Consider the following 25,137-nt stretch of genomic DNA (forward strand, 5'->3'; position numbering starts at 1 on the left):
GACGTCATCTCCGTCAATCCGTCGGCAGGCGATAGTCCCTGAACTGATGGCGCAAGGTGGTCTTCTGGATCTTGCCGGTAGCGGTATGGGGGATTTCGCCGACGAAGGCGACATCATCCGGCATCCACCACTTCGCCACCTTGCCGTCCATGAAAGCGAGGATATCCATCTTGGTCGGCTCCCGGCCCGGCTTGCGGACGACGACAAGCAACGGCCGTTCGCCCCATTTCGAATGTTGGATGCCGATGGCCGCCGCCTCCGCCACGTCAGGATGACCGACCGCGATATTCTCGAGCTCGATGGTCGAAATCCATTCGCCGCCCGACTTGATGACGTCCTTGGCGCGATCGGTGATCTGCATATAGCCGCTCGGGTCGATATGGGCGACATCACCGGTATCGAACCAGCCTTCTTCATCGAACTGTTCGGATCCGATGCCGCCATAATAGGCGCGCGCGACAGCCGGTCCGCGGACCTTCAAGCGTCCGAATGTCTTGCCGTCCCATGGCTGCTCCTTGTTGTCATCGTCCGTCACCTTCATTTCGACGCCGAAAGGCGGATAGCCCTGCTTGCCCTGGACGTCGAGCCTGGCTTCGCCTTCAAGCCCGGCATAGCCCGGCTTCATGGTGCACAAGGTGCCGAGCGGCGACATTTCGGTCATGCCCCATGCATGGATGACCTCAACATCGTAATTGTCCTGGAACTTCGTCGTGATCGCGCGCGGGCAGGACGAGCCGCCGATGACGACCTTCTTCAGATAGGGAAGTTCCTTGCCAGTCTCCTCCAGATGCTGGAGCAGCATCAGCCACACTGTCGGCACGGCGGCGCTGAACGTCACCTTTTCGGTGTCGAGCAACTCGTAGATCGAGGCGCCGTCCATCTTGCAGCCAGGCATGACCAGCTTGGCGCCGATCATCGGCGCGCTCTGGCCAAGGCCCCAGGCGTTGGCGTGGAACATCGGCACGACCGGCAGTATGGTGTCGCGCGACGAGAGGCCCATGGCGTCGGGCATCGCCGCGATCATGGCGTGCAGCACGTTCGAGCGATGGCTGTAGAGGACGCCTTTCGGATCGCCTGTCGTGCCCGAGGTGTAGCACATGCCGGCGGCGGTATTTTCATCGAACGTCTTCCAGGTGAAGGCGCCGTCGGCTTCGTCAAGCCACTCCTCATAGGCAACGACGTTCGGCAGCGTCGTTTGCGGCATATGCGCCTTGTCGGTCAGCACGATCACCTTTCTCAGCGATTTGACCGCGCCGGCGATCTTTTCAAGCAGCGGCATGAATGTCAGATCGACGAAGATCGCCTTGTCCTCGGCATTGTTCATGATCCAGGCGATCTGCTCGGGAAACAGGCGCGGATTAAGCGTGTGATAGATCGCGCCGACACCCATGATGCCGTACCAGGCTTCGATGTGGCGCGCCGTATTCCAGGCCAATGTGGCGATGCGGTCGCCAAGGCCAAAGCCGTCACGCTCGAGCCGCTCGGCGACCTGCAAGGCGCGGCGATGAATTTCGGCGTAAGTGGTCCGGAAAATCGGACCCTCGATCGAACGCGATACGATCTCGCGTTCGCCGTGCTGCCTGGCTGCGTTGTCGATGAGCTTGTGGCAAAGCAGCGGCCATTCCTGCATCAGTCCGAGCATGCTTTTCCTCCCATTGGTTTTTCGTTCCATTGTGGGACGAACAAGCGGATTGTCCAGCCATGACCGGCCAGAAGCAGTACATTGATCGAAAAGACAGGGAAAACCGCCACAATCCGGCCATCGTCGGCGCTAACTTTGATTAATGGGCAGGGGTGTGATTGGCGAATGAAAGAGGTTCGCATGGACGCGCAGCTCGACGACAAGACTCTCGAAGATACGCTCGCCGAAAGCCTGGCTGATCTGGTGCCGGACGCCAAAACCGTTTCCGAAGACGAATTCGTCGAAGTTGTCGGCGGCGCCCTTGAGGCGGTCGGCGGCACGCTGCTGTTCAAGATGTGCGTTCAGAACGAAGGCGAAGGCCAGCACGTTGCCGCGGCATGCGTCGGCGATGGCGGCAACCGCCAGTTCCTGCTTCTTACCTTGCCGACCGGCGGTGGTGCGCTCAAGGTCGAAACCGCGTCGAGAAGCACCAATCCGGTCGCCGGTATCGCCGCCGCCTATGCCGGGCTGATGGACGCGTTTCAGGCTGCCGCCTGATTGGTCATCGGCAGGGCCGATTTGACGAGAGGCCCGGCAACGCCAAAGGCGATGGTTTTCGAGCCCCGCATTCGACGGCGGCCTTGCGCGGCGCGCACGCCCGACACACCTTAGAGACCGTTTGGAAACTCTACTCTGGCGGCCATCTGATGGCGTTTTCTGCGCTTCCGGTGCTCACGGACCCAAATGTCCGCTGCGCGCCGGTTCTCGAAACCACCACCACATGACTCGCCAGAGCGAATTTCGAAACAGTCTCTTAGGTCGACGCAAGGAGAACCCGTCATGGACCAGATCGCCAATCCGTCACCCGGCTTTCAACGCAACTCGGGTAAAGTGATCACTGTCGAGCCCTACATCGGAACTGTGACCGTACGCGCCGGCGACGCGGTCATTGCCTCGTCCACGAGGGCCAAGGTGTTGACCGAATCCCCCTACCCCCGGGTCCTCTACATTCCATTCGAAGACATCGATTTCGACCAGCTTCGCAAGACGGAACTGTCGACCCACTGCCCTTACAAGGGCGATGCGAGCTATTGGAGCGTTCTGCCCGCCGCGGAATCAGGCAAGAATGCGATGTGGGCCTATGAGCAGCCTTTCGACGAAATGATCGAAATCCGCGATCACGGCGCGTTCTATCCCAACAAAGTGACGATCGAAGCCAAACCGGCCTGAGCAGGGACGGCTCGAAACCTGTCCTGCCGATCAGTCGGTGATGCGGTCATGGCCGAACGTCGTGCCCCTTACCTGCGGCCATTCTTTGCAGCCTGTACCGCCGCCTGCGCGGCAGCCAGCCTGGCGATCGGCACGCGGTAGGGCGAGCACGACACGTAGTCGAGGCCGACCTCCTCGCAGAAATGGATCGAGGCCGGGTCGCCGCCATGTTCGCCGCAAATGCCGAGCTTGATCTCCGGCCGCGTTGCCCTGCCTTTTTCGGCCGCCATCCGCACCAGTTCGCCGACGCCCTCGATGTCGAGCGACACGAACGGATCCTGCTCGATAATGCCCTTTTGGCGATAGGTCTCCAGGAACGAGGCTGCATCGTCGCGTGAGATGCCGAAGGTGGTCTGGGTCAGATCGTTGGTGCCGAAAGAGAAGAATTCGGCCGCCTCGGCGATGACATGGGCGCGGATCGCGGCACGCGGCAGTTCGATCATCGTGCCGGTAAGATAGGTGATCTCGACGCCGGTTTCCTCCATCACGCTCTTGGCGACGGCGTCGATCCGCGCCTTGACGTAGTCGAGTTCCTTCATCAGACCGACCAGCGGCACCATGATTTCCGGAACCACCAGCGCCCCGGCCTTTCTGCCGGCTTCGACGGCCGCCTCGAAAATGGCGCGCGCCTGCATCTCGGCGATTTCGGGATAGGAAACCGCAAGCCGGCAGCCGCGATGGCCAAGCATCGGGTTGAACTCGTGCAGGGCCTCGGTGCGCTGCCTGAGCTTGTCGGGCGACACGTTCATGGCGGCGGCGACTTCGGCCACCTCTTCCTCGGTCTTGGGCAGGAATTCGTGCAGTGGCGGATCGAGCAAGCGGATCGTCACCGGCAGGCCGGCCATGATCTCGAACAGTTCGAGGAAATCCGAGCGCTGCATGGGCAGGAGTTTTGCGAGCGCCGTTCGCCGGCCCTTTTCGGTGTCGGCCAGGATCATCTCGCGCATGGCAACGATACGGTCGCCCTCGAAGAACATGTGCTCGGTGCGGCAAAGCCCGATGCCTTCGGCGCCGAAGGAACGCGCCATGCGCGCGTCGAGCGGCGTTTCGGCATTGGTGCGCACCTTCATGCGGCGCACGGTATCGGCCCATTCCATGATGGCGGCGAAATCGCCCGAGAGCTCCGGCTGCAGCATCGGAACGGCGCCTTTCAGCACCTGGCCGTTACCGCCGTCGATGGTGATGATGTCGCCCTTGCGGAACGTCGATCCCATCGCCATCAGCGTGCCGGCCCTGTAGTCGACGCGCAGCGAGCCCGCGCCCGAAACACAAGGCTTGCCCATGCCGCGCGCCACCACCGCGGCGTGGCTGGTCATGCCGCCACGCGTGGTCAGGATGCCTTCCGCCGCATGCATGCCGTGGATGTCCTCGGGACTGGTCTCGATGCGCACGAGGATCGCCTTGCGGCCTTGCGTCTTGAGCTCCTCGGCGTCATTGGAGGAAAAGACGATCTCGCCGGTGGCAGCGCCCGGAGATGCGGGCAGGCCGATGCCGATCACATCGCGCGCCGCCGTCGGATCGATGGTCGGATGCAGCAACTGGTCGAGCGAGGCCGGATCGATGCGGGCGACGGCCTCCTCCTTTGAAATGAGCTTGTCCCGCGCCATGTCGACGGCGATTTTGAGCGCCGCCTTGGCGGTACGCTTGCCGGACCTCGTCTGCAGCATCCACAATTTGCCGCGCTCGATAGTGAATTCGAGATCCTGCATATCGCGGTAGTGCTTTTCCAGACGGTCGGAGATGGTGACGAAAGACTGGAACGCATCCGGCATCAGCTTCTGCAGCGACGGCTTGTCGGAGCCGGCGGCAATGCGCGCCGCCTCGGTGATGTTTTGCGGCGTGCGGATGCCGGCAACGACATCCTCGCCCTGCGCATTCACCAGGAACTCGCCATAGAGCATCTTTTCGCCGGTCGACGGGTTGCGGGTGAAAGCGACACCGGTGGCCGAAGTCTCGCCCATATTGCCGAAGACCATGGCCTGGACGTTGACCGCCGTGCCCCAGCTTTCGGGAATGTCGTGCAGGCGCCGATAGGTGATGGCGCGGTTGTTCATCCAACTCGAAAAGACGGCGCCGATCGCCCCCCAGAGCTGCTCGTTCGGATCTTGCGGAAACGGCTTGCCGAGCTCCTCCTCGACTTTGGCCTTGTAGAGTGCGATCACGCCCTGCCATTCGATGGCTGTCAGTTCGGTATCGAGTTCATGGCCGAGCCCGCCCTTCTGGTCTTCGAGGATTTCCTCGAACACCTCATGATCGAGGCCCATGACGACATCGGAATACATCTGGATGAAACGCCGGTAGCTGTCATAGGCAAAGCGGGCATCGCCTGAATCGGCGGCCAGCGCCTCGACCGTCTCGTCGTTCAGACCGAGGTTGAGCACGGTGTCCATCATGCCGGGCATCGAGGCGCGGCCACCGGAACGCACCGACACCAAAAGCAGTTTCGAGGGATCGCCGAAACGGCGCCCGGTCAGCCGGCCGATGTGGTCAAGCGCAACCGCGACGTCCGCCTCCAGCGAGGCCGGGTAGGTGCGGCCGTTGGCGTAGTAGGAGTTGCAGACCTCGGTGGTGATGGTGAACCCCGGAGGCACCGGCAGGCCCAGGCTGCACATTTCGGCCAGATTGGCGCCCTTGCCGCCCAGGAGGTTCCTATCGCCGGCACGGCCTTCCGCAGCGCCGTCGCCAAAGGTGTAGACCCATTTGGTCATGCTTGCTCTCCGGTTGCAGGAGATTGAAAAGATTGACGAAGCCGAAGTTCCGCCGTGTCCCTATCCGAGCGATATGATGCTGCAGTGCGAAAGGCAAGCGTCGGCAAAGCCAGCCGGCCTCTACAATCGATTAAGAAAAAGCGATGCCAAAAAGACTTGCGGCTCGATGGCCATTTAAGTAGAACATAACAGGAACCAGGGGTAACGCCATGAGACTGACCGGAAAACTCGATTATCTGGAAATGCCGGCAACTGGTGGAACGCTGGATAGGCTCAAGGCTTTCTACAGCGCCGCCTTTTCCTGGTCGTTCACCGACTACGGGCCGACCTATTCAGAAGGTCTTGACGGAGAATTCCAGGCTGATGCCGGCGAAGCGCCCGCCAAGCCGCTTCCCGTGCTTTATTCCGAGCACCTGGAAGAAACCCTGGGCGCCGTCGAAAATGCCGGCGGCACGATCGTCAAGCCGATCTTCTCATTCCCCGGCGGCAGGCGGTTCCAGTTCGTCGATCCGGCCGGCAATGAAATGGCCGTCTGGGGTGATTAGCGAAAGAACTCCCCATCCAGGACCATGATTGCGGACCGAAACTCTGGCTACCGTCCAGTTGCGCATAGCCGCTATTCTCGGCATTGAGCTTTCCGTCGGCTCGTCCTATAAGGCCGCGCGCGCAACGGGCATGTTCCCCGTTGCTGGGGCGTAGCCAAGTGGTAAGGCATCGGTTTTTGGTACCGACAATCCCAGGTTCGAATCCTGGCGCCCCAGCCATCGATCACATGTCCGTTCCGGACACATGTGTAGCAGCCACTAAGTAATGCCGGCACGCTACGCCGCTGCCAGCTTGACAGCCTCGTCCCCAATGCCCATCAGACGATGTCAAAGCTTGCGGTGAACGCAGCAGCGAACAGACGGCCAGGCCCGAACGAATGACAACAATCTGCCAGAGCGCCGGGTCCCAAGGGCGTGGTTGGATCTCTGCAACGGAATTCTAGTCATGCAGGGAATTGACGAGCTGCTTTGCGCCACCTTACGTGGCGAAAATCCGAATTGGCCGGAATACGGCGACAATAATTTCGCGGACCGCTTCATCGAGCGAAGTGCTTATCACGGGGTACAGGCGCTGCTTCATCACTATATTGCAGATCGCGAACACGTTGACCTGGGTTGGCCGGATGTTGTCCTGGCTACTTGTCGTCAGCAGGCCACCGCTCAAGCATTGTGGGAGATGCGCCACCAGTACTTGCTGAATCAAGTACTGGAGCGGCTCGTCGCTATTGGGATCCATCCAATTCTGTTCAAAGGCACGGCCTTAGCCTACGATGTCTATCCGGCGCCTTTCCTGCGTACAAGAGGTGACACTGACCTCATTGTGCCGTCGGGCACCCGTGATCGGATAGCCAAAGCATTAGAAACCCTGGGGTTTTGTGAACTAGGAATAAGGGCGGATGTCATTAGCGGTCAGACGAGCTTTAGCTGGACAGATCCCGCCTCCAATCAGGAACACACCCTCGATGTGCATTGGCGGCTTGCCAATTCCACACTCCTGTCAAATCTGTTCTCGTATGAAGAATTGCGCTCCGGGGCCCGGCCACTGCCGGCCTTAAGCGCGAATGCCCTCGCAGCTGATCCAGTGCACGCGCTCGTGCTCGCCTGCATGCATCGAGCGGTCCACAAGCACGCTTTGTATTACGTCGATGACGTGGCCTATTATGGCGGCGATCGACTGATCTGGTTCTACGACATTCAGCTTCTGTTTTCGATGCTGTCGCCTTCGCAACGCAATGAATTTGTTGAACTTGCCGAGCGTAAAGGATTGCGGGCGACCTGCCTGGACGGCATCGAGGCGACCGGGGTCCGTTTTCATACCGCTATACCCGAAGCCGTGTCCGGCGCGCTTTCCCGTCCTGGACCGACAGAAACCGCGTCGAGCTATCTCAGCGGATCCAGGTCGTACCGAGTATGGATGGACTTCCAAGCCGCGAGAGGCGTGCGAAACAGGTCCGGTTTTCTGGCCGAGCTCCTCTTCCCGCCGGCAATCCATATGCGGCAAAAATATCGCCAGGCAAACCTATCGTGGCTGCCTTGGCTCTACCTACGCCGGGCCCTAGCCGGGTCTTTGAAGTATTTACGCAGCCGGGATAGTTGAGTCTCTCTGCGGGCGCTTGATTCCGAAATCGCAAGAAATTCTGCCGCGGTTGAGGATGCAGCCTGCCTCTTGGTGCTCACTCCAGCAGATCACGTCGATCGATCGCTTGTGGAACTATGAACAGATTGTCGAAAATCAGTGAGACAAACATGCTGCTGACATTAGCGGCACCTTATCGCCTGGCGTTGGCCGTCGGCCTTATATTGATGCTATGCGAAAGCGCTGCGCTGTTGGTCATGCCTTGGCTTGGTGGCAGGCTTGCTGAAACGTTTCTCCAGGAACGAGCAGGCAGCAGCACGATCAATATCCAGGTGCTTTTTCTAGGAGCATTGGCACTGTTCGCGATACAGGCCGTTTTAAAATTCAGCAATATATACCTGCTTGGCGGGACGACCACACGAATACTGTCGGACTTGAAAATCCGAGTTTACGACCATCTTCAGGCGTTGCCGCTTGCTTTCTCCCACCGGCGGCGTCATGGCGATACACTCGCGTTACTTACTCACGATGTGCATGTCGTGAGCGATTACATCAGCGGCACCGCACTTGCTGCCTTGCCGCTCTTCTTCACCGTCAGCGGGGCATTGGCTTTAATGTTCCGAATCGATTCCCTTCTCGCCATGTTCGCCGCAATCATTATCCCATTGCTCTATCTACTGCTTAAAATTTTCGGACGACGCATGCGGCCATTGGCTCTCCAACTTCAGGAGGAGCATGCCATTGCCATCGCCATTGCTGAAGAAAACCTCAGCATGCTTCCCGCCATCAAGACCTTCACGCGCGAACAGCAGGAATCGCAGCGTTATCGGAGCCAAATCGAGCGCGTCGTCAGGCTGAGCGCCAAGGAGCGCGTTATCCATGCCTCATTGGGGCCGGGGGTTCAGCTTGTGACGGCGACCGCGGTCGTTCTTATGCTTTGGTTGGCCCAAGGGCGAATCGGCGATGGGGCTCTCACTGTGCCTCAATTGGTGAGTTTTCTCCTCTACGCCCAGGTCATGGCTCGACCTATGGCCGGGCTCGCAGACGTCTATGGACAGACCCAGCGCGCGCGCGGAGCGCTGAGCCGGCTCGCAACAGCCTTGGCCGAAGAGCCTGAGCCGAGCTGGCATGCGGGCAAGCCGATGGGAAAAATAAACGGCAACATCGAATTCCGCGGTGTCACATTCAGTTACCCGGGGCGTGAGCCTGCATTGAGGTGCCTCGACCTATCCGTCGCCGCGGGCGAGACAATAGCAATCATAGGTGCCAACGGCGCAGGAAAGAGCACGGTGGCGCATTTGCTTATGCGATTGCATGAGCCTGCCAAGGGAAGCATTTTCATCGACGGCGTGGATATTTCCACGGTTTCCTTGCACAGCCTGCGCAGCCAGATAGGGGTGGTGCCTCAGCACGTGTTGCTGTTCAACGCCAGCGTCCGCGACAACATCGCATATGGGCGGCCTGAGCCCACACAGGATGACGTCGAGACAGCAGCACGGTCGGCCCGCGCGCATGATTTCATCATGCAATTGCCGCAGGGCTACCAGACGCCGATCGGCGATCGGGGCGTGCGGCTGTCCGGAGGGCAACAGCAGCGGCTGGCGTTGGCTCGGGCGATGTTGAAAGATCCGCCGATTCTCATACTCGACGAAGCTACCGCTATGTTCGATCCAGAGGGGGAGCGCGAGTTCCTGCAGGGATGTGTGGATGTGCTGCGACAGAGGACGGTGCTTTTGATAACCCACCGGCCGGCGAGCCTGGCGCTGGCTGATCGGGTGTTCAAGCTGGACGACGGCATTATGACAAGCGCCGGGTAAGTCCAGCCTCACCGTCACCCACAGGGTCAACTGAACCCGGTGCTTCGGATCAGCCTATCGTATCGCGCACCTGCTGCTGGACAACAAGAATTATACACTCATGCCTCTTCGATCTTGACCAGCCCCTGGCTCTCGAGCGTTTGCAACAAGCTGAATACGTCTTTCTCCAAGGGCGCAGGCTCGACCTCGTACTCGTCGAGCATGGTTCGGCAGATTTCGCCTACGTTTTTTCCTTCGGACAGCAGTATCCAGATACGTGCCCCGACCGGGTCCAGCCCAAAATACGTTCCGCTGGCGAGATCCAGGATCACCGTCTCATTGCCCACCTGTCGCGCCATCACTTGCGCCGGAATCGCCACTCTGTCAGTCAAATTCATGCTGGTTCACCTATAGCGTGTTTCACAATGGCCTGCCTGACCCGCGACAGGTCTTCAAAGCGTCGGGGATAATCGAGCCGGTAAAAAATTGGCTGCCCAGCCAGGCAGGACAGTTCATCGAAATGGGCGGCAAGCAGTTCGTGTGCCTCAATTTCGAGCAAGAAAGAATGCTTCATTAGTTCCATCAGAGCTTCGCGCCCGGTCATACCCTCGAACACCGCTTCCTGCGGGACACCCTCGCCAAGAAAATACACCCGGCGCAGGCGCCGGGGCTGCCCGCAGAAGACGATCTCATCGCCCGCAAGAAAACGCGCCTTCGATGTGAACTGCACCGGGGGCGCTTTTCGTACACGATCTTTGCCGACCAAGGCTTCCTCGCTGTCTCCCCATAAGCGGATCGAAGGATGGCTCGGCATAATCTGAAAATCACCGTCGCAAGGCTCTACCAGCAGCCCGTCATCCGTCAGGAAGCGGAACCCGTCGGTTGCAAAGCTTGCCGCCAGCGTGGACTTGCCTCGGCCTGACTCGCCGATAAATGCGATGCCCTCGCCGCTGATTTCGACCGCGCTGCCGTGCAAAACCAGCTTCCCCTGTTTGCTGAGCGCCAGGGGCAAAACCTGATTCAGATAAAGATGCTGAATGGTCGCGCCGGAGACTCCCTGCACCGGCCATGCTTGGATCTGTCCGCCATCTTGACTCAGCTGAAAATCCGCCAGTTCGGGAAAACGCAGCAGGTAGGCTCCCCCGATGCGGTAGAAATCCGTCCACAAAGTTCCGTCTGGGAAAACCCACTGGTGAAACAAGGTGGCGTCAAGTGGCATTTGAGGGCGGGCGTCCGCCACCTGAAAGTCCACCGTCATTCCGTGTCCTTGCCCAGCACCTGGGCGACAAATCGCGCTGTTTCTTCCATGGAAGGGAACAAGCCGGGGTGTTCGCGCAGCACGGCTTCTTCAACCTGCCTGACCGTCCTTTGACCGTCGCAAAGTCCTAGCACGATCATTCTTGCCTGCCCCTGGCAATTGGGTCGGGGCACATGCGCGGGATTCCGTGTGATGATCTCGGCCGGCGTCCGCAACTCGCCCTGCCAGGTCGAATGGCTGAATTTCCGCCCTCCGGACGCGATTTCGACTTCCCACGCGATAACCGAATCCGTCGGGCGCGCCATCACCCTTGCCCTCACCACATCGCCGGATTTTACCTCGACGGCTTCGCCGATGGGCAGGAAAGCCTGAGAGCGTTTGATTGGACGATCGGCAAGCGGCGAGTTCGTCAACCACACCCCTTCGGCCAACTCACAATCGAACCAGCCGCCGAGTCCGTGCACGACGCCATCGCGCTCTATGCGCAACTCCGCATCCCAGGAGAAAAAGTCCGGATTGTCTTCACGAAAATCGATGCCGCCCAGTTCAGCGGGGGCGCCAAGCAATTCTTCCCGCTGAAGATTGACCGCATACTTGGTGTTGACGGCGTATTGGCCCACCCAATGAAATTCGCTGGGTACGCCCTCTCGCCGCCACCCGTCGGCCAAGCCGTAACTGGTTTCCGATTCCACTGCGGCGAGTTGAAGCCTGAGCCTGGCGGGGATCAATGCCCCCCCTGGCTTCAGGAAACGCCGCCTGGCGTCCGCGAGATATTCGATGATACCGGCATCAAAGCCGAAGTAGCCGACTTGATCGCAGATCACCACATCAACCCGTTCGGGCAGGTTGGCCCGCGGAGAGTAGTCCCCCATGAAAATCGCCTGGCCACCCCATCCCGCGCGAACGAAGGATTCCCGCGCGACCTCGATCATGGCGGTTGAGTCGATGGCGTACACGTGGGACGCGCCCGCCTGCAAGCACAACAGTCCCAGAATCCCGGTGCCACAACCGAGATCCGTGATGTAATCCCCATGTTTGACGACTTGGGCGACAGCGGACTTGAACTGTTCAAGCCTTACCGAATCGCCGACATACCCCAAGTGTTCCTGCAGCACGGAACTCGACATTCCCCGCAAGGCTCAGTGAATAGAGGGGTGCCGTATCCTCAGCATCCCGTAGTCCACCCTCTTGTAACCGTCAGGATGAACGCTTACGGCTTCCGGCATGACCGTCTCGACCTCGTCGGCCATTACACCAAACTGCCTGCCAAGGCCCCACTGCTCGCGGTATTCAGGCTTGTAGTCGAACAGATAGAGGCCGATTCCAAGCGAATGGGTGCCAATACGGACGACGTTCTCTTTGGCGCGCGGGTCGGACACCATACTCATACCGGCGGTGCCCCCATCTAGCCCGCTTCCGCTACCGCCTCTTGTTATCGCGCTTACGGAACCGTAGATTTGCAATGTGGGAGTCGAATAGGGCGCCTTGTTTACCTCAGCAGCTTTGTTTTCAACGGTGAGGTGGAATGGCGTCTGCTGGTCGTTCAGATTGCTTTTCATTAACTCAACCCTTTACGCTGGTAATCTCTCAGGAAACCGTCAGATGAACTATCTGGACGTTCTCGGTGACTTTTGAACGAGCTTGGCACCTTGCCACCAAGCGAAAACGCGCGCAACCCGGACGCGCGGCATTCATCGAAAATTTAACCGATGTGATAATCAAGTTACATTACGGTACGCTGCTTGGCATTAACGATACGTTACATGGGATCCATTAACAGTACCTTATATTGCATCAACGATACGTTACATGGCATCAACGATACGTTACATGGCAACCATAAATTCCCCACAAAATCCATTTCGGCATGCCGGCCTGCGGATTGTCTCGATAAGCCCGGAATAGCCGGGCCATCCCGTCCCGATCAAACCAGGTGCTACGCTCATCGGGAATCGTCTCGGTCAATATGGCTTGCATCCGGTCCAGATGCTCACGGAGCACTATTGAAAATTCTGCCTTGCTTTTCCGTTCGAGAATCCTCTTCGGCAGGAGATTCTTCAAAGCCTGGACATGGATATATTTGGTTCTGTCTCCACGCAGCCGCAGCCTCTCGGGTAGCGAAAACGCATACTGAACGAGTTTGGGGTCGTGAAGCGGGTATCGCATTTCGATCCCGCAATGGGCGCTCATGCACTCAGCATCCTCCATCGCCTGGGCAGTATAAGCATCGTACAGAGTCTCAAGTAGCGCCCTCTGGCTGAAGCGGCGCACTCGCCGATGGTGTGATGGGAGAAAACGCTCGCGACGCAGCCGGATCACTTCCCCCATCCGCGGCGAGAGCCAGTAGCAGGCTTTGCTGGTCCCGCTCCCGCGCACCCTACGAACCAAGCGGCGGAGACCCTCCTGGAGAGCGACTGGCAGCAGCGGGAAAAACCCCTGCCGTATGAGCCAACTCACCGCCTGCCGCGTGCCGAATGCCGTCGCGTCGGTTTTGAGGCAGTCATAGAGCGTGACCAAATGCACTTGCGCCAGTGCTTCTGCGTAATACGCACGGGAGCCTTCCAGCCATTGATCTCCTCCTTGACCGTTCAACGTAACGCGGCTCCCGTGCGCAACCGTTTGCTGCCATAGGCCAGCATGCATCGACAGGTTCGGAAACCCCGGAAACTGCCGGCCGGACCGGGCGCGTTCCGCAAACCACGAAAGAGGCATCCTGGAAGGGGGAGTCTCATGTATACGGAGCCCTAAATACTCACCCACGGCCCGTGCGTAGGGGAGTTCGCTGGCATCGCCTTCCTCCTCCGTGAAGCCAAGCGTGTAGCCATTTATGCCGTGTGTGAGCAGTCTGTTCGAGCGGCGCAGGTGTTCCGCCACGCAAAATATCGCGGAGGAGTCGAGTCCGCCGCTCACCTCAATAGCGACCGGCCGATGCGACCGGGACGAACGCCTGACGCACTCGAACAGTAATTCGCGATAATGCTCAATGTATTCTTCGTCCTTGCGAAACGGCAACGTCGCCCAAAGATTCGGTTCCCAGTATTGTTCGAGTCCCAGCCCCTGGTTCCCGGCTACCATTCGATGTCCTGCGATCAAGCGCATGATACCGTTCCATAGCGTTTCGTCCCTGGAGTACCATTCCGCCGCCAGCATTTCGGCCAACATGCCTTCGTTGGGTTCCTGCTTCACCCAAGGCAGGGCGAGGATCGCTGGCAACTCTGAGGCGAAGGCCAGTGTCTTGCCGTCCCAATGATAATTGAAAGGCCTGTTGCCCATGCGATCGCGGGCGCAAAAGGCCTCTTGTCGCCGCGCATCCCAGATTACCAGTGCGAAATCGCCGTCGATATGCGGCAAACATTCCCGCCCCCAGATCTGGTAGGCTCTCAGCACCAGTTCAGCATCCGAGCGATCTCGAAGTAGAGCGCCGCGCCCCAGCAGTTCCCCCCGCAGTTCCTCCCAATTGTCCACCCGCCCGTCCATCACCAGGACAAGGCTTGCATCCTCGTTGGTCAGCGGCTGGGTTTCTTCCAGCGACTCTGGCGTGGTGCGAAGCATGCATTGACCGAGCGCGATGGAGCCCTTCACCCAATGGTGGATGCCATCCGGGCCCCGGTGCGCCATAGCCGTGGTCATTTTTTTCACTAACCCGGGTTCCACCGGCTTACCGTCAAAATGAATTATCCCGGCGATGCCACTCATATCATCCTCATGGCATCAACCAAAATTGCGGTTGAATGCGGTATAGCGCTCGCCAACATCGACCGTATCGTTAAGAACCTTGGCCCGGTATTCGACCCAGGCATGGGCTTCAAATTTGCCATCAGCCTTGCGCGTGCCGATGCGCAGTTCTCCTTCGATGCCTTGCCGGCGCAGCAAAAACCAAAGCGTCATGGAGCGCTTCAGGCAGTTGCCGGAATATGAACCACGATACGCGGCAATGGATACCAAACGAGCGGTTTCTTGTGCCTGTCCATAAAAATCGGTCTCGCCACCCATTGAGTGAAGCCGGTCGGGGTTGCAAACCGCAACCGGAACGTTTGAAGGCGGCGGTGATTTACGAAGCGTGAGTGACGGGGTTGCAACCCCCCTCACGCGTCGAAGCTCGCAAATCCAGATCAATATAATTCTTGCACGCCGGAAACCAAACACCTGCAATAGCATTGCAGTGAATGGCAACAGCAACATTGCGGCGATCACTGTCCTGCGTTGTGCGGCCGTCAGGGCCAGAAATTTTTTCAATCGATTGGTCACTAGCGCCTGCGTTCGGTTGATAACTGATCTGATCGCTAATTGTAACTGCTTGCGCTCGGGTGACTACCCTGTATCGAGATATGGTCATCACGCCATTTGATCGGTCAAGCACGCCTGTGGCAGTGTTGTGCTTCCGGTGTGATTAACAATCCGTCGCCGGCGATCGGGAATTTCAAAGCATGGCCGTCATATACGCGAGGTCCATGTTCGCTGTGTGATGCGCCAGCCTTCTCGTATCGGCAGCGAGGGGTTGTTTTTCGCCGGCCGGCGAAAGTTCGAGCCGGATTGATCTCCATCGATATCAGCTCATTGGCCATACGATCATTAGCATCGGCACGGCAACAATGACGACGAGGAACGATAGCGGCAGTCCCAGACGTGGATAGTCGCTGAAACGGTAGCCGCCCGGTCCCATCACGAGCGTGTTGCACTGGTGGCCTATCGGGGTGAGGAAATCGCAGCCGACGCCAATGGCGACTGCCATCAGGAATGCTTCCGGCCTGTAGCCGAGATCGCCAGCAAACTCGGCGGCGATAGGCGCCATGACCAGAACGGTGGCGGCATTGTTGAGGAACGGCGTAACGGCCATGGCGGCGACAAGGATGAGCATCAGTGCGCCGGGCGCCGGAAGAATGGTCCCCAGTTTGGCAAGCTCGCCGGCAAGCACTTCTGTCGCCCCTGTACTGCGTAGCGAATCGCTCACCGGGATGAGAACGGCGAGCATGATCGAGGATTGGACCATCCAGCGATTGGTAGACCTCCCGGACCGGGATGACCTTGAAAAGCACCATCCCGACCGCGGCCGCAAAGAAAGCGACGGAGACCGGTAGCAGCCCGAATGCAGTCGCCACCATAGCGAGAGCAAGGATGGTTACCGGCACGACACCCTTACGGACGCTACCAAGCAGGATGGCCCTTTCTGCCAGCGGCAAGCAGCCGAGTTCGCGCAATATCTCGGGTATCGTCACTGGCCGTCGAGACCAACGAAAACTGGATGGAGGCCAACCGCTACATCAACATGGACGACCTGCGCGAGCACAACAAGCTCGCTCGACGCCAAGCCGCATGACCAGCGCCATGGCCGCCCCTTTTTGCAGAACTTGACGCACACAACCTGCTTCAAGTCTGTTGCAAGCTTTGAACCTGTCCGTTTACTTTGCCGCAAACCGAGAGTTCTTCGACCTCCCGCGCCGCGATGCAACGAGAAGACGAAGTGGAATTTCGCATCCATCGGCGGACGCGCCGCCGGCCTCATTTTGGTCAAATCGCCCCACTTGAGGCATGAGGAATGCAACATTTTGTCTAAATTTATCAAGATAGTTCAAACCAGAACCTAAAGTCCTGTGGGTACAACGCACTCCAGAACAATAACATTGGAGGCTAGCACATGACGTTTTCTACTGCGCATCGGAACCGTTTTAGAAGAGTGGCGATTGCAGCGATCGGGCTTGCTGTTTCCGTGGCTCTCGGCGCAAACGCGCAAGCAGGCGAAATGCGTAAATCAAAGGAAGAGACACGGTCCGTCTACCTTGTCAAATATCGGGTTAACAACGATGTTCGCTACAACAAGAAACCGGTAGGCAAGGTCGTTAAGATATCAGCATCCCGGTACTTGAACAGCAACACCTATGTCTGCACTCCGAGCGGCTTTGGTCAGAAAGCGCGTTGCTACACTCGGAGGGTCTCGAATCAGCCAGGCGTTTAATGTTGGCCTGGTTTTGACAGAAGCCGCCGCGCCTGAAGCCGCGGCGGCTCCGTTTTTGCGCGGTTATCGAGAATTCGCCTTAAGATGCGAAACTTCTTTGCTTACCCGATTACCTTTGACCAGTTTGCGCGCCTCATCGTCCCGGCGAGCGGGATTGTGACGAAAGACATACCATTTCCCACCGATGAAAGGCTTCTGATAAACGACGCCATGTTTTTCACGGTGCAGGAAACATGTGATTGCACCGCTTCTTTCCAGACTCCCTTTCGCTACTTTGCTGGTCCAGAGAGCGCGCATGCAGAGCTTGCCCCCATTGGTCGCATACCAGTTTCCCTCCGCATAGGACCATGCTGCCCGTTTGCGCGACCAAGCGGCGAACGGCTTCCTATTTGCAGAGAACAGCCCGCGAGCAGTTGTCTCCGCCGAATAGAACCCACCGCCGTTTTGCCATTTCCAGGTGCGGCCGGCATAGAGCTTTTCAACTGCTGAGGCCTTCATCGGCGTCGCGGCAGCGGCGCGTTTTTCTATAGCGTCGCCCGCCTTGGGAGCGGCGTAGGCATTGCCTGCAAGCAAGAACACAAACAGCACCGCACTTGAGATAATCGAACGGATCGAAAACATTTTACTTCCTCTCCACCAAGGCAATTCCAGTAAGACTGCATAAGAGTCCTGCGTTGGAACCGCATAGAAATAAAGGGATGGAGCGGTTCGGCCATCTGGTGAAAGCCGAACCACTCTGTCGAACAACTTGGATCAGTCCAGCGGATGGTTGGCCACGCGCCAATCGGGCCGGCCGACATTTCTCGGCCATGGATAGACTTCAAGATCGTTGAAGTAGACAACGGCTGTCATGTCCGGGAACTCGGCATGCGGCTTGTTTGCTTCCGCGGCCCAGTCACGAGCATATTCGTCGTTACCTTCGTAGCCAAGCTCCGCAATGGCGATTGGTTTGCCGAAGCCCGTCACACGGTCATAACCCGGCTTTGTGCGCTCCACAAAAGTCGTATCACGACCGACCTCCAGCTTGTCATAGGGCTGATAGCCAAAGACGGACAGACCGATAATGTCGACATACTTGTCGCCAGGATAGAAGGCTTCCAGTCCTTCTTCTCCTTTCGGTGACCACATGTATTGGGCCGACGGAAGATGCTTGCGGCATATGTCGATGACATGCCTGTAGGCGTTCACATAACCTTCAGCATTCCAGAAAGCCCAGGTGAATTGCCCGTCATTATCTTCCATTTCCTGCGCCCAGCGGATAGTGACGGGGCTTTTCAGCTGCGCCGCCGCAGAGCAGACCGCTGACATATTGGCATCGTAGCGCCCGCCCAAAATCCCGGCGAGCAAATCCTCAGGACCTACACGCCAGTCCCGCGCCCAGGACCACGGCTCGACCGTGATCAACAGGGAACGTCCACGCTCACGCGCATAGGCATCTGCGGCGCTGAGCGTTGCCAGATCCACATCTTCCCAGGGAAGAAAAAGGTGTTCGATTTTTGAGTTGGAATCGTTGGTATAATCCGCGTGCGGATCGTAGGCGCCGGGGGTTACGGAGTCAGCCGTGATGATGGGACGCTTGTCCCGAAACTGATTGCGGCTGTCGACACTCGCTCCCGACACGCCGCTGGCTGCATAGACACCACCGGAAATGCATGCGCTGCAAAGCAAGGCTGCTGATAGTTTAAAGAGACTTTTCAAGGCCCCCTCCCTTTCTTACTGTTCAGATTGCTGTGCCGCACCAAGCGCGGCTTTGATGGCATCGAGTTGACGGGAAACCAGATCGGTGGACACCAGCTTGCTGGCCTCGTCGTCTTGGTGGACCTCGGCGTTACGGAACGCATACCACTCACCACCGGGCTCGCGCTTCTGATAGATCGTTCCATTATCGATGCGATGCGAAAAGCAGGTCTTGGCGGGAAATACACCCTGTTCGGAATGCCATGTCGCGTTGAGACACATCCAACCTGTCTCGGTGATGATCCAGCGGCCTTCCGCCCAGGATTTGCCCGTCTCACCGTCGGTCCATGCCGAAAATTGCCGGTCCGCGCCCACCATTCGTCCGGCTCCGCTGTCCCACTGCCAGCTCTTGTCTCTATAGAGATCGTAGATTTCGCCTGCTGTCATGCGACGTGCCCCTTCCGGCAGAACGGAAAGCTGTGAGGAAGAGGCAAAGGCCGGTGCAGCAATGCAGGACACTGCCCAAGCGACTGCTGTCAGCATCCGGAAACCTGACAGCAATAGAGCCCTTTCAGATTTAGAAAGTGCCACCGGAACCTCCTGCCATCTCGAGATGAGCGGCGCCCGCCGTTTGTCCTCGATGGGCGTGTGCGGTCGCATTGGTGCGCCAACGTGGATTGAAGATGGTTTTGTGAACAGCGCGACCACCGACGCCTGCCCCGGCAATTGAGAAGCTGTCGTCGAACAGGGAAAAGCTTTTGGTTCCCCAGGCGAGCGCCTCGATGCCGTCGCGTCCACGCTCGACCGTGGCGAAGCTGGTAACCATCAAAAGGGCCATGAAACTGCTTGCCAGCGCGGGGCGATAGGCGCGGCTTTTCATCCGCACGTCATTCTCCCTGCCATGCTGCAGCAAGATCATGAAAATCAGCAGCAAGTAAAAGCAAGCATTGATGATGGCGAAGACGAAAAAGCCGCGCGTTTGATACGCATCCTGCACGAACACGACCGGCAGAATGGAGATCAGGACCACGAAGGCATACGGCGCCAGCACGCGAAACGGTAGCGGATCGACTTCGGACGTGCCTTTTGGCGTGACGCGAAAATCAACAAAGGATCCGGTCATCCAGTCACGGAACGCGGCAAAGGTTCCAGCCAGAACCCACGGCCAGCGCGCCAGCAAAAACAGCATCGCTTCCCAACTAAAAATCTTGCCGTCGATAGGCCGAAATGTGCGACTCGACCGCCACCAGAATGCCAAAAGCAGGATCATAAGCGACTGCGGCATGAAATGGAGCAGAAACTCTGGGTAAGTGACGTTGATGAAATTATCGCCCTGGACCAGCACGATCACGGGCAACAGGAATGTCAGAGCAAGAAAGAAGGCGTAAAGCGGGTACCAGAACTGCGAAAACAGGAATTGAACCTTCAAACGCAGCGGCAAGTTCCTGATAAGTTTTGGTGAGTATTGCAACAGGATCGTCACCAGGCTCCGCGACCACTGGAACTCCTGCGTTACAAGATCGGCAAACGTCCGTGGGCCGTCGCCATGGGCGATGGCATCAAGCGCGTGAGCCCCTCGCCAGCCATAGGCATTCATGAAGAGCGTTGTGGAATGATCCTCGGCGAGTTCTGGCCCCAGCCCACCGATTTCCTTCAATGCCGCAGTGCGCACCGCATAGTGCGATCCGATGCATATGGGCGCGAAGCCATTATTGTATCCGGCTTGCAGTGACCCATGCATGCTCGCTTCGATGTAGAGGCGGCCACGCGCGGACCAGCTTTCATGTGCATTGCGATCGCAAATGCTGGGCGCGGAAACATAACCGATTGTCGGGTCGGCAAAAGGCCGCAACATGTTATATAGGTAGTCCGGTTCGGGAACATGATCGGCATCGAGCTGCGACACAAAATCATATTGGTCGTAGCCATAATGATCGTAGAAGAAAGCCAGGTTGCCTTCCTTGCAGCGTGTGCGGCGAGGCCAGGACTGGCGATGGTAATCGGCGCGACTTTTGCGGGTGGAAACGAATACGCCATGTTCGCGACACCATGCGAGCGTTGCGGGCGATGGATCCTCATCGGCCAGCCACGTGTCGTGAGGCACGTTCTGGGCTAACATGGCCCGCAAGGTTTCGGCCACCACCTCAAAAGGTTCTGATGGAGCCTTGGTGACCACCATGGCCACGCGACTTCCTGCGGAAATACGCAGCCGTCCGTGCGGCCGGCGTGCATTGAAGAAAATGGTGATGAAGTAGACTGGCAAAAGCGTTATCCACGCCAGAAGCGCCGTCACCAGAATTGAGCCGACCATGTTGGTGTGGGTGGCCCCGAAAACCCACCATTGCCAGAAGAATGCGACGGCCATCGCCCACAAAACCGCACCCATAATGTACTCGACGCGCTTTCGGCCGGTGAAGACCGGCACCATCAGGGGTTCTTCCCTGTCAACAGACAGCGCGATGCGCGGCGTTCTCATGAGCGCACCTCGAGCCCGAAGAAGGGAGCCGCTGTGCGAATTATCGTATCGAGATCGGAATAGAGCGCCTGAAAGCCAAGTTTTTCGGCAGCGAGCGCCGGATCGGCATAAAGCACCGGAGGATCGCCCGCACGACGAGCGCGCATCTCGACCGGCACGTTACGACCTGTCAGCCGGCTGATCGCTTCGAGAATTTCCTTAATGGATGTACCACGCCCGCTGCCAAGATTGACGGCCAGATTGCCACCGCAGTTGATCAGATGTTCGAGCGCCAGCACATGCGCGCGCGCCAGATCCGCGACATGAATATAGTCGCGAATGCAGGTGCCGTCGGGCGTATCGTAATCCTGGCCATAGACTTCGAGAAAATCGATCCTGCCTGCAGCGGCCATCATGGCTCGCGGAATGAGATGCGTTTCTGGATCGTGGGTTTCGCCGATTTCCCCGTCGATATCCGCGCCGGACGCATTGAAATAACGCAGCGCCACGTAGCGCAGCGCATAGGCAGCCGAATAATCGGCAAGCATCTGCTCCGCGATGAGCTTCGTGCGTCCATAAGGATTGATCGGGCGCTGGCTCTCGCCTTCGCGGATCGGCAAGCGATCCGGAATGCCATAGGTGGCGCAGCTTGACGAGAAGATGATATTGCGCGTTCCGCTTCTCTGGCAGGCGTCCAGCAGCGATTGGGTCCCGCTGACGTTGTTCTGATAATATTTTGCCGGTTTCTCTACGGATTCGCCGACATAGGCCGATGCAGCAAAATGGATCACCCCGATAGGGCGATACTCATCCATGACGTGGGTCAACCGCTCCGAGTCAAGGATGTTGCCTTCAACGAAGGCGCCCCATCGGACGGCTGACCGGTGACCCGTGGATAGATTGTCGTAGACAATCGGATCATAACTCTGCCTGGCCAAAAGCTTGGCTGTATGGCTGCCGATAAAGCCGGCGCCACCAACGACAAGTACGTTCTTGCCGGACATCAGGCGGCCTCCGCCAGCTTTCCGGAGGGCTTCCTCAACTGCCGTTCGAAATAAGCGATCGTCGACTTCAGCCCATGGGCCAACGCCACGGTCGGCTCCCATCCAAGTTCTCTCTGGGCCACTGTGATGTCGGGCCGACGCTGGCGCGGATCGTCCACGGGCAACGGGTGATAGACGACTTTGGAGCTCGAGCCGGTCATTCCCACGATCTGCTCGGCCAACTCACCGACTGTAAATTCGCCGGGATTGCCGATGTTGACAGGCGTGTGGATCGCCTGAGGGCTGTACATGAGCCGGTAGAAGCCTTCGATCAGATCGTCCACGTAACAGAAGGAACGGGTCTGCGACCCGTCGCCGTAAACGGTGATGTCCTCGCCCTTGAGCGCCTGCACGATGAAGTTGGAAACGACCCGGCCGTCATCCGGGCGCATGCGCGGACCATAGGTGTTGAAGATGCGCACGATACGGATGTCGACGCCGTATTGCTGATGAAAATCGTAGAACAGAGTCTCGGCAGAGCGCTTTCCTTCGTCATAACAAGAGCGCGGACCGAAGGAATTGACATTGCCCCAATAGCTTTCGGGCTGCGGATGCACATGGGGATCGCCGTAGACTTCCGAGGTCGAAGCCTGGAAAATCCGCGCCTGGTAATGTGCTGCCAGTTCCAGAAGATTGAGCGACCCGATCACGCTCGTCTTCATCGTATGGACCGGGTCGGCCTGATAGTGCGGCGGTGAAGCCGGGCAGGCGAGATTGTAGATCTCGTTGACCGGCAGATCGAGCCGTTCCACGATATCGTGGCGCACAAAGCTGAACGTGTCGTAGTTCAGGAGGTGGCGCAAATTCTCTAGCCGCCCCGTGGAAAAATTGTCTACGCAGATAACAGAATGGCCGTCTTGCAAAAGACGTTCGCACAGATGTGATCCGAGAAAGCCGGCCCCGCCTGCGACAAGTACCCTCCGTTGCGAGGAAAGATCAGATTGCAACTTTGCAGACTGAAATGCGATACTCACGGGAGCCCTCATTCATAAAAACCATCAGTGCCAAAAGGAAGACATGTAGATGTCTAAATGCACTGAGACTTCAGGTTTTCTTCCTGCAGTGAATCTGATGATTTCCAATACCTCCCCGGCTCCTACGTTGCGATATCAGGGAATCCGGAAACTTTTCAAAGCGTCCATTTTTGCAGCTGACCCGCTCGACCGCACCATCGCCTCCGGCCGAAACCTTTTCATCGATCATTCTGATGAAGCCGCGATGCTGCCAAAGGTCTTTATCTCGAAGCGAGCCAAGAAACCCATTCATGGCCGGTTCAGGATCGAGCCGCTAAGGGTTAGCTTTGTTGACTTGGTGCGATAAAATTAACTACTCTACAAACAGTGAGCCTTAAATGTATCTAATGATTTTGTTTATCTTATAAACAATACACTTCGGAGGTGACGTGAGGTTGCTGCAGATGGATTTCTGACGTTATCGTCGTTATATTACTGAATTCCATGACTGTCTGTGTAATCTTGGCTACGGTTGCCGTGACCTGTCGTGATTTCGTGCCTTCCCGGATTCGGCTCACCTCAGTATTTCTGACCTTTATCGGAGGGATCGTTCTTTCCATTCAGGGTAATGAAGGTGCCTTCTGGCCTGCCGCCATCGGCAATACATTATCTATTCCTTTTGCCTGACCTGGATCGGCGCGCGCTATTTTTACGGCAAGAAGGAGGTTTGAGAGCGGCGCTTATCATTTCCATCGCAAGCTTCCCCTTCATGTCGTTTTTCCATACAAGCTGGCAGGGTCGGAATGTTGTCTATGCGGTCGGTCAGTTCCTCTCCATGGCGATGACGGTGGCATATCTCCTGAAGCAGCGCGACGTCGCGGCCTTCCGGGTCGTGGCTGGAGGCAGTGATGTCGGATAAGACGGTCCCACCTAACGACAGGGAGCCGACATCTGTCGAACGTCGCCGCTGGCCGCGCATGTCGCAGGATCCACTCGGCGAGGATGAGGTGGAGAAGGCCGTCCTGACGTCGTTGCGCTTTGAGACGGAAATCCTTCCACCAATCCAGCAGTTTGCTGCCTGGCGGGAGCATATGGCGGTATTGATGGATTCGCGTCTGCCGAACAATGTGGATCCCGAGGATGGATTTGTCGTCCAGCAGGCGGTGTGGAATCTGGGCGGCATGCTTTTGTTGCAACAAACCGTTCCGGCCTTCAGTTACGAACGCTCGCCAGACGCGGTGCGGTTCAGTCCAATTGACCATTGGCAGATCACCGTTCTCCGCGCCGGTCGCACCTGGACCGGAGTTGACGGACGTGTCGCGCAAAATGAACCGGGCATGATTGAAATCCGCTCGCTCGGGCATCCGTTTAGCGGGCGGGCGCTGGCAACGGAGTCGATCAGCCTGATCGTTCCCGTCGATCTGTTTGCCGATGGAGGTAGCTTGCCGGCGGCGAGCAACAACGTCGTTTTGGGTGGACACCGGGCCAAACTGCTGATCGATCTTATGTCAAGCGTTGAAGCCAATCTCGATCGCTTCACGCAAGACGACCTTCCTAGAATCAAGGACCGTTTGCGGAAAATGGTATTCGACGCGGTTACACCTTTGGTGGATCGTGATGACGGCAACGATCAGATCTCACAAATCGGATTGATGACGCGGGCGAGACGCTTCATTTCGAGCAATCTTGCCTCGCCCGACCTGACACCGGATGCTCTCGCCCGGGAACTGGCGACCTCGAGGACACGGCTCTATGAGCTTTTCGAAACGTCCGGCGGCGTTGCGAATTACATTCGTCGACGACGTCTAACCGCAGCTCATGCAATGTTAGCCGATCCTTCCGACACCCGAAAGGTCGCCGAAGTTGGTCTAGCAATCGGCTTTGATTCAGCGGCGAATTTCAGTCGAGCTTTCACGCAGCAGTTCGGGTATAGTCCGAGCAACATACGCAAGCAGTCGTCCGAAGACTACATGTACCCGGATAGGCAAACAGGTAAGAAACCAAAGGTCACATTCGAAAGCCTGCTGCAAACGCTCGGCCTCTTTTGAGGATGGCGATGAGCATATATAAGATGTACACTAAGGACGTTCGATGACGACTTCGGGTATCTAAGCAATCGACCAACCTTCTATCCCTATTTTCGAATAAGCCGCTCGCCGCCGATAGTAGAAGAACGCCTCTTCCATAGTAAGCCTCGCGATGTAGCGGTCTTCCGGCTCGAACCCCCGAGAGCTGGCAAACGCGACAGCCCAAGTGGACCTCTCTGTCGTGAACCGCTGAGGG

22 protein-coding genes, 1 tRNA gene and 1 pseudogene are annotated in these 25,137 nt (G+C 57.9%); 9 read left to right on the forward strand and 15 right to left on the reverse strand.

The features are described from left to right. Positions 1 to 13 precede the first annotated feature (13 nt). Entirely contained in the window at positions 14 to 1,642 is a 1,629-nt protein-coding gene (locus AC0L3I_RS07375) for a fatty-acid--CoA ligase (protein ID WP_473526465.1), read from the reverse strand. 180 nt (positions 1,643 to 1,822) lie between these two features. Here AC0L3I_RS07375 and AC0L3I_RS07380 point away from each other — a divergent pair, with 180 nt between their 5' ends. Together AC0L3I_RS07380 and AC0L3I_RS07385 are read left to right on the forward strand one after the other, a co-directional pair. Beyond that, positions 1,823 to 2,179: a hypothetical protein gene (locus tag AC0L3I_RS07380; RefSeq protein ID WP_095492352.1), complete on the forward strand. Its 357-nt coding sequence runs from the start codon at positions 1,823 to 1,825 to the stop codon at positions 2,177 to 2,179. A 282-nt stretch (positions 2,180 to 2,461) separates the two neighbouring features. Further along, a complete protein-coding gene (locus AC0L3I_RS07385; protein ID WP_473526466.1) occupies positions 2,462 to 2,851 on the forward strand; it encodes a DUF427 domain-containing protein in 390 nt (129 codons plus the stop codon). A 68-nt stretch (positions 2,852 to 2,919) separates the two neighbouring features. Here the strand turns inward: AC0L3I_RS07385 and ppdK are convergent, their stop codons facing one another. Further along, positions 2,920 to 5,598, reverse strand: coding sequence for a pyruvate, phosphate dikinase (gene ppdK, locus AC0L3I_RS07390; protein ID WP_473526467.1), 2,679 nt, complete (start codon positions 5,596 to 5,598; stop codon positions 2,920 to 2,922). A gap of 209 nt (positions 5,599 to 5,807) precedes the next feature. Here ppdK and AC0L3I_RS07395 point away from each other — a divergent pair, with 209 nt between their 5' ends. From AC0L3I_RS07395 to AC0L3I_RS07410, 4 genes are all read left to right on the forward strand, one after another. Then, positions 5,808 to 6,143 (forward strand): VOC family protein, encoded by a 336-nt coding sequence (locus AC0L3I_RS07395; RefSeq protein WP_473526468.1) that lies wholly within the window; start codon positions 5,808 to 5,810, stop codon positions 6,141 to 6,143. Between the two features lie 144 nt (positions 6,144 to 6,287). Continuing rightward, positions 6,288 to 6,362, forward strand: a tRNA-Gln gene (locus tag AC0L3I_RS07400). 226 nt (positions 6,363 to 6,588) lie between these two features. Then, the gene (locus AC0L3I_RS07405) at positions 6,589 to 7,740 is read left to right on the forward strand and encodes a nucleotidyltransferase family protein (RefSeq protein ID WP_473526469.1); all 1,152 of its coding nucleotides are present in this window, start codon (positions 6,589 to 6,591) and stop codon (positions 7,738 to 7,740) included. A 149-nt stretch (positions 7,741 to 7,889) separates the two neighbouring features. Continuing rightward, complete coding sequence (locus AC0L3I_RS07410; protein ID WP_473526470.1) at positions 7,890 to 9,536, forward strand: ABC transporter ATP-binding protein; 1,647 nt, start codon at positions 7,890 to 7,892, stop codon at positions 9,534 to 9,536. 98 nt (positions 9,537 to 9,634) lie between these two features. On the opposite strand, the gene AC0L3I_RS07415 is transcribed toward AC0L3I_RS07410, so the two are convergent. From AC0L3I_RS07415 to AC0L3I_RS07445, 7 genes and pseudogenes are all read right to left on the reverse strand, one after another. Further along, positions 9,635 to 9,913 carry a PqqD family protein gene (locus AC0L3I_RS07415; RefSeq protein WP_473526471.1) on the reverse strand — a complete coding sequence of 93 codons (279 nt, stop codon included), beginning with the start codon at positions 9,911 to 9,913 and terminating at the stop codon, positions 9,635 to 9,637. Beyond that, positions 9,910 to 10,773 carry a hypothetical protein gene (locus AC0L3I_RS07420; protein ID WP_473526472.1) on the reverse strand — a complete coding sequence of 288 codons (864 nt, stop codon included), beginning with the start codon at positions 10,771 to 10,773 and terminating at the stop codon, positions 9,910 to 9,912. The genes AC0L3I_RS07415 and AC0L3I_RS07420 overlap by 4 nt, the downstream gene beginning before the upstream one ends. Continuing rightward, the gene (locus tag AC0L3I_RS07425; protein ID WP_473526473.1) at positions 10,770 to 11,888 is read right to left on the reverse strand and encodes a methyltransferase domain-containing protein; all 1,119 of its coding nucleotides are present in this window, start codon (positions 11,886 to 11,888) and stop codon (positions 10,770 to 10,772) included. Before AC0L3I_RS07425 ends, AC0L3I_RS07420 begins: the two co-directional genes overlap by 4 nt. Positions 11,889 to 11,912: 24 nt before the next feature. Beyond that, positions 11,913 to 12,332, reverse strand: coding sequence for a tail fiber domain-containing protein (locus tag AC0L3I_RS07430; protein WP_473526474.1), 420 nt, complete (start codon positions 12,330 to 12,332; stop codon positions 11,913 to 11,915). Between the two features lie 256 nt (positions 12,333 to 12,588). Then, entirely contained in the window at positions 12,589 to 14,469 is a 1,881-nt protein-coding gene (gene asnB / locus AC0L3I_RS07435) for an asparagine synthase (glutamine-hydrolyzing) (protein ID WP_473526475.1), read from the reverse strand. Between the two features lie 15 nt (positions 14,470 to 14,484). Beyond that, positions 14,485 to 15,009 carry a lasso peptide biosynthesis B2 protein gene (locus AC0L3I_RS07440; RefSeq protein ID WP_473526476.1) on the reverse strand — a complete coding sequence of 175 codons (525 nt, stop codon included), beginning with the start codon at positions 15,007 to 15,009 and terminating at the stop codon, positions 14,485 to 14,487. Positions 15,010 to 15,322: 313 nt separating this feature from the next. After that, positions 15,323 to 15,983: pseudogene (locus tag AC0L3I_RS07445) on the reverse strand (SLC13 family permease); the annotation flags it as partial. A 425-nt stretch (positions 15,984 to 16,408) separates the two neighbouring features. On the opposite strand from AC0L3I_RS07445, the gene AC0L3I_RS07450 reads away from it, so the two are divergent. Continuing rightward, the gene (locus tag AC0L3I_RS07450; protein WP_309508706.1) at positions 16,409 to 16,726 is read left to right on the forward strand and encodes an MlaD family protein; all 318 of its coding nucleotides are present in this window, start codon (positions 16,409 to 16,411) and stop codon (positions 16,724 to 16,726) included. A gap of 63 nt (positions 16,727 to 16,789) precedes the next feature. On the opposite strand, the gene AC0L3I_RS07455 is transcribed toward AC0L3I_RS07450, so the two are convergent. The 6 genes from AC0L3I_RS07455 to AC0L3I_RS07480 all read right to left on the reverse strand — a co-directional run bounded on the left by AC0L3I_RS07455 (position 16,790) and on the right by AC0L3I_RS07480 (position 22,887). Beyond that, positions 16,790 to 17,347 carry a DUF995 domain-containing protein gene (locus AC0L3I_RS07455; RefSeq protein WP_473526477.1) on the reverse strand — a complete coding sequence of 186 codons (558 nt, stop codon included), beginning with the start codon at positions 17,345 to 17,347 and terminating at the stop codon, positions 16,790 to 16,792. Between the two features lie 132 nt (positions 17,348 to 17,479). Then, entirely contained in the window at positions 17,480 to 18,424 is a 945-nt protein-coding gene (locus AC0L3I_RS07460; RefSeq protein ID WP_123147109.1) for a glycoside hydrolase family 26 protein, read from the reverse strand. A gap of 15 nt (positions 18,425 to 18,439) precedes the next feature. Then, positions 18,440 to 18,946 (reverse strand): DUF995 domain-containing protein, encoded by a 507-nt coding sequence (locus AC0L3I_RS07465; protein ID WP_473526516.1) that lies wholly within the window; start codon positions 18,944 to 18,946, stop codon positions 18,440 to 18,442. Between the two features lie 34 nt (positions 18,947 to 18,980). Beyond that, entirely contained in the window at positions 18,981 to 20,879 is a 1,899-nt protein-coding gene (locus AC0L3I_RS07470) for a glycosyltransferase family 2 protein (protein WP_473526478.1), read from the reverse strand. After that, on the reverse strand, positions 20,876 to 21,862 hold the full coding sequence (gene galE / locus AC0L3I_RS07475) for a UDP-glucose 4-epimerase GalE (protein WP_473526479.1): 987 nt from the start codon (positions 21,860 to 21,862) through the stop codon (positions 20,876 to 20,878). Before galE ends, AC0L3I_RS07470 begins: the two co-directional genes overlap by 4 nt. Then, positions 21,862 to 22,887 (reverse strand): UDP-glucuronic acid decarboxylase family protein, encoded by a 1,026-nt coding sequence (locus tag AC0L3I_RS07480; protein WP_473526480.1) that lies wholly within the window; start codon positions 22,885 to 22,887, stop codon positions 21,862 to 21,864. The genes galE and AC0L3I_RS07480 overlap by 1 nt, the downstream gene beginning before the upstream one ends. Positions 22,888 to 22,924: 37 nt before the next feature. Between AC0L3I_RS07480 and AC0L3I_RS07485 the strand changes: the two genes are divergently transcribed. Beyond that, a complete protein-coding gene (locus AC0L3I_RS07485) occupies positions 22,925 to 23,221 on the forward strand; it encodes a hypothetical protein (RefSeq protein ID WP_473526481.1) in 297 nt (98 codons plus the stop codon). A gap of 541 nt (positions 23,222 to 23,762) precedes the next feature. Continuing rightward, the gene (locus AC0L3I_RS07490; protein WP_473526482.1) at positions 23,763 to 24,902 is read left to right on the forward strand and encodes a helix-turn-helix domain-containing protein; all 1,140 of its coding nucleotides are present in this window, start codon (positions 23,763 to 23,765) and stop codon (positions 24,900 to 24,902) included. The last annotated feature ends 235 nt before the right edge of the window (positions 24,903 to 25,137 follow it).

This window comes from Mesorhizobium sp. WSM4840, assembly GCF_055811755.1.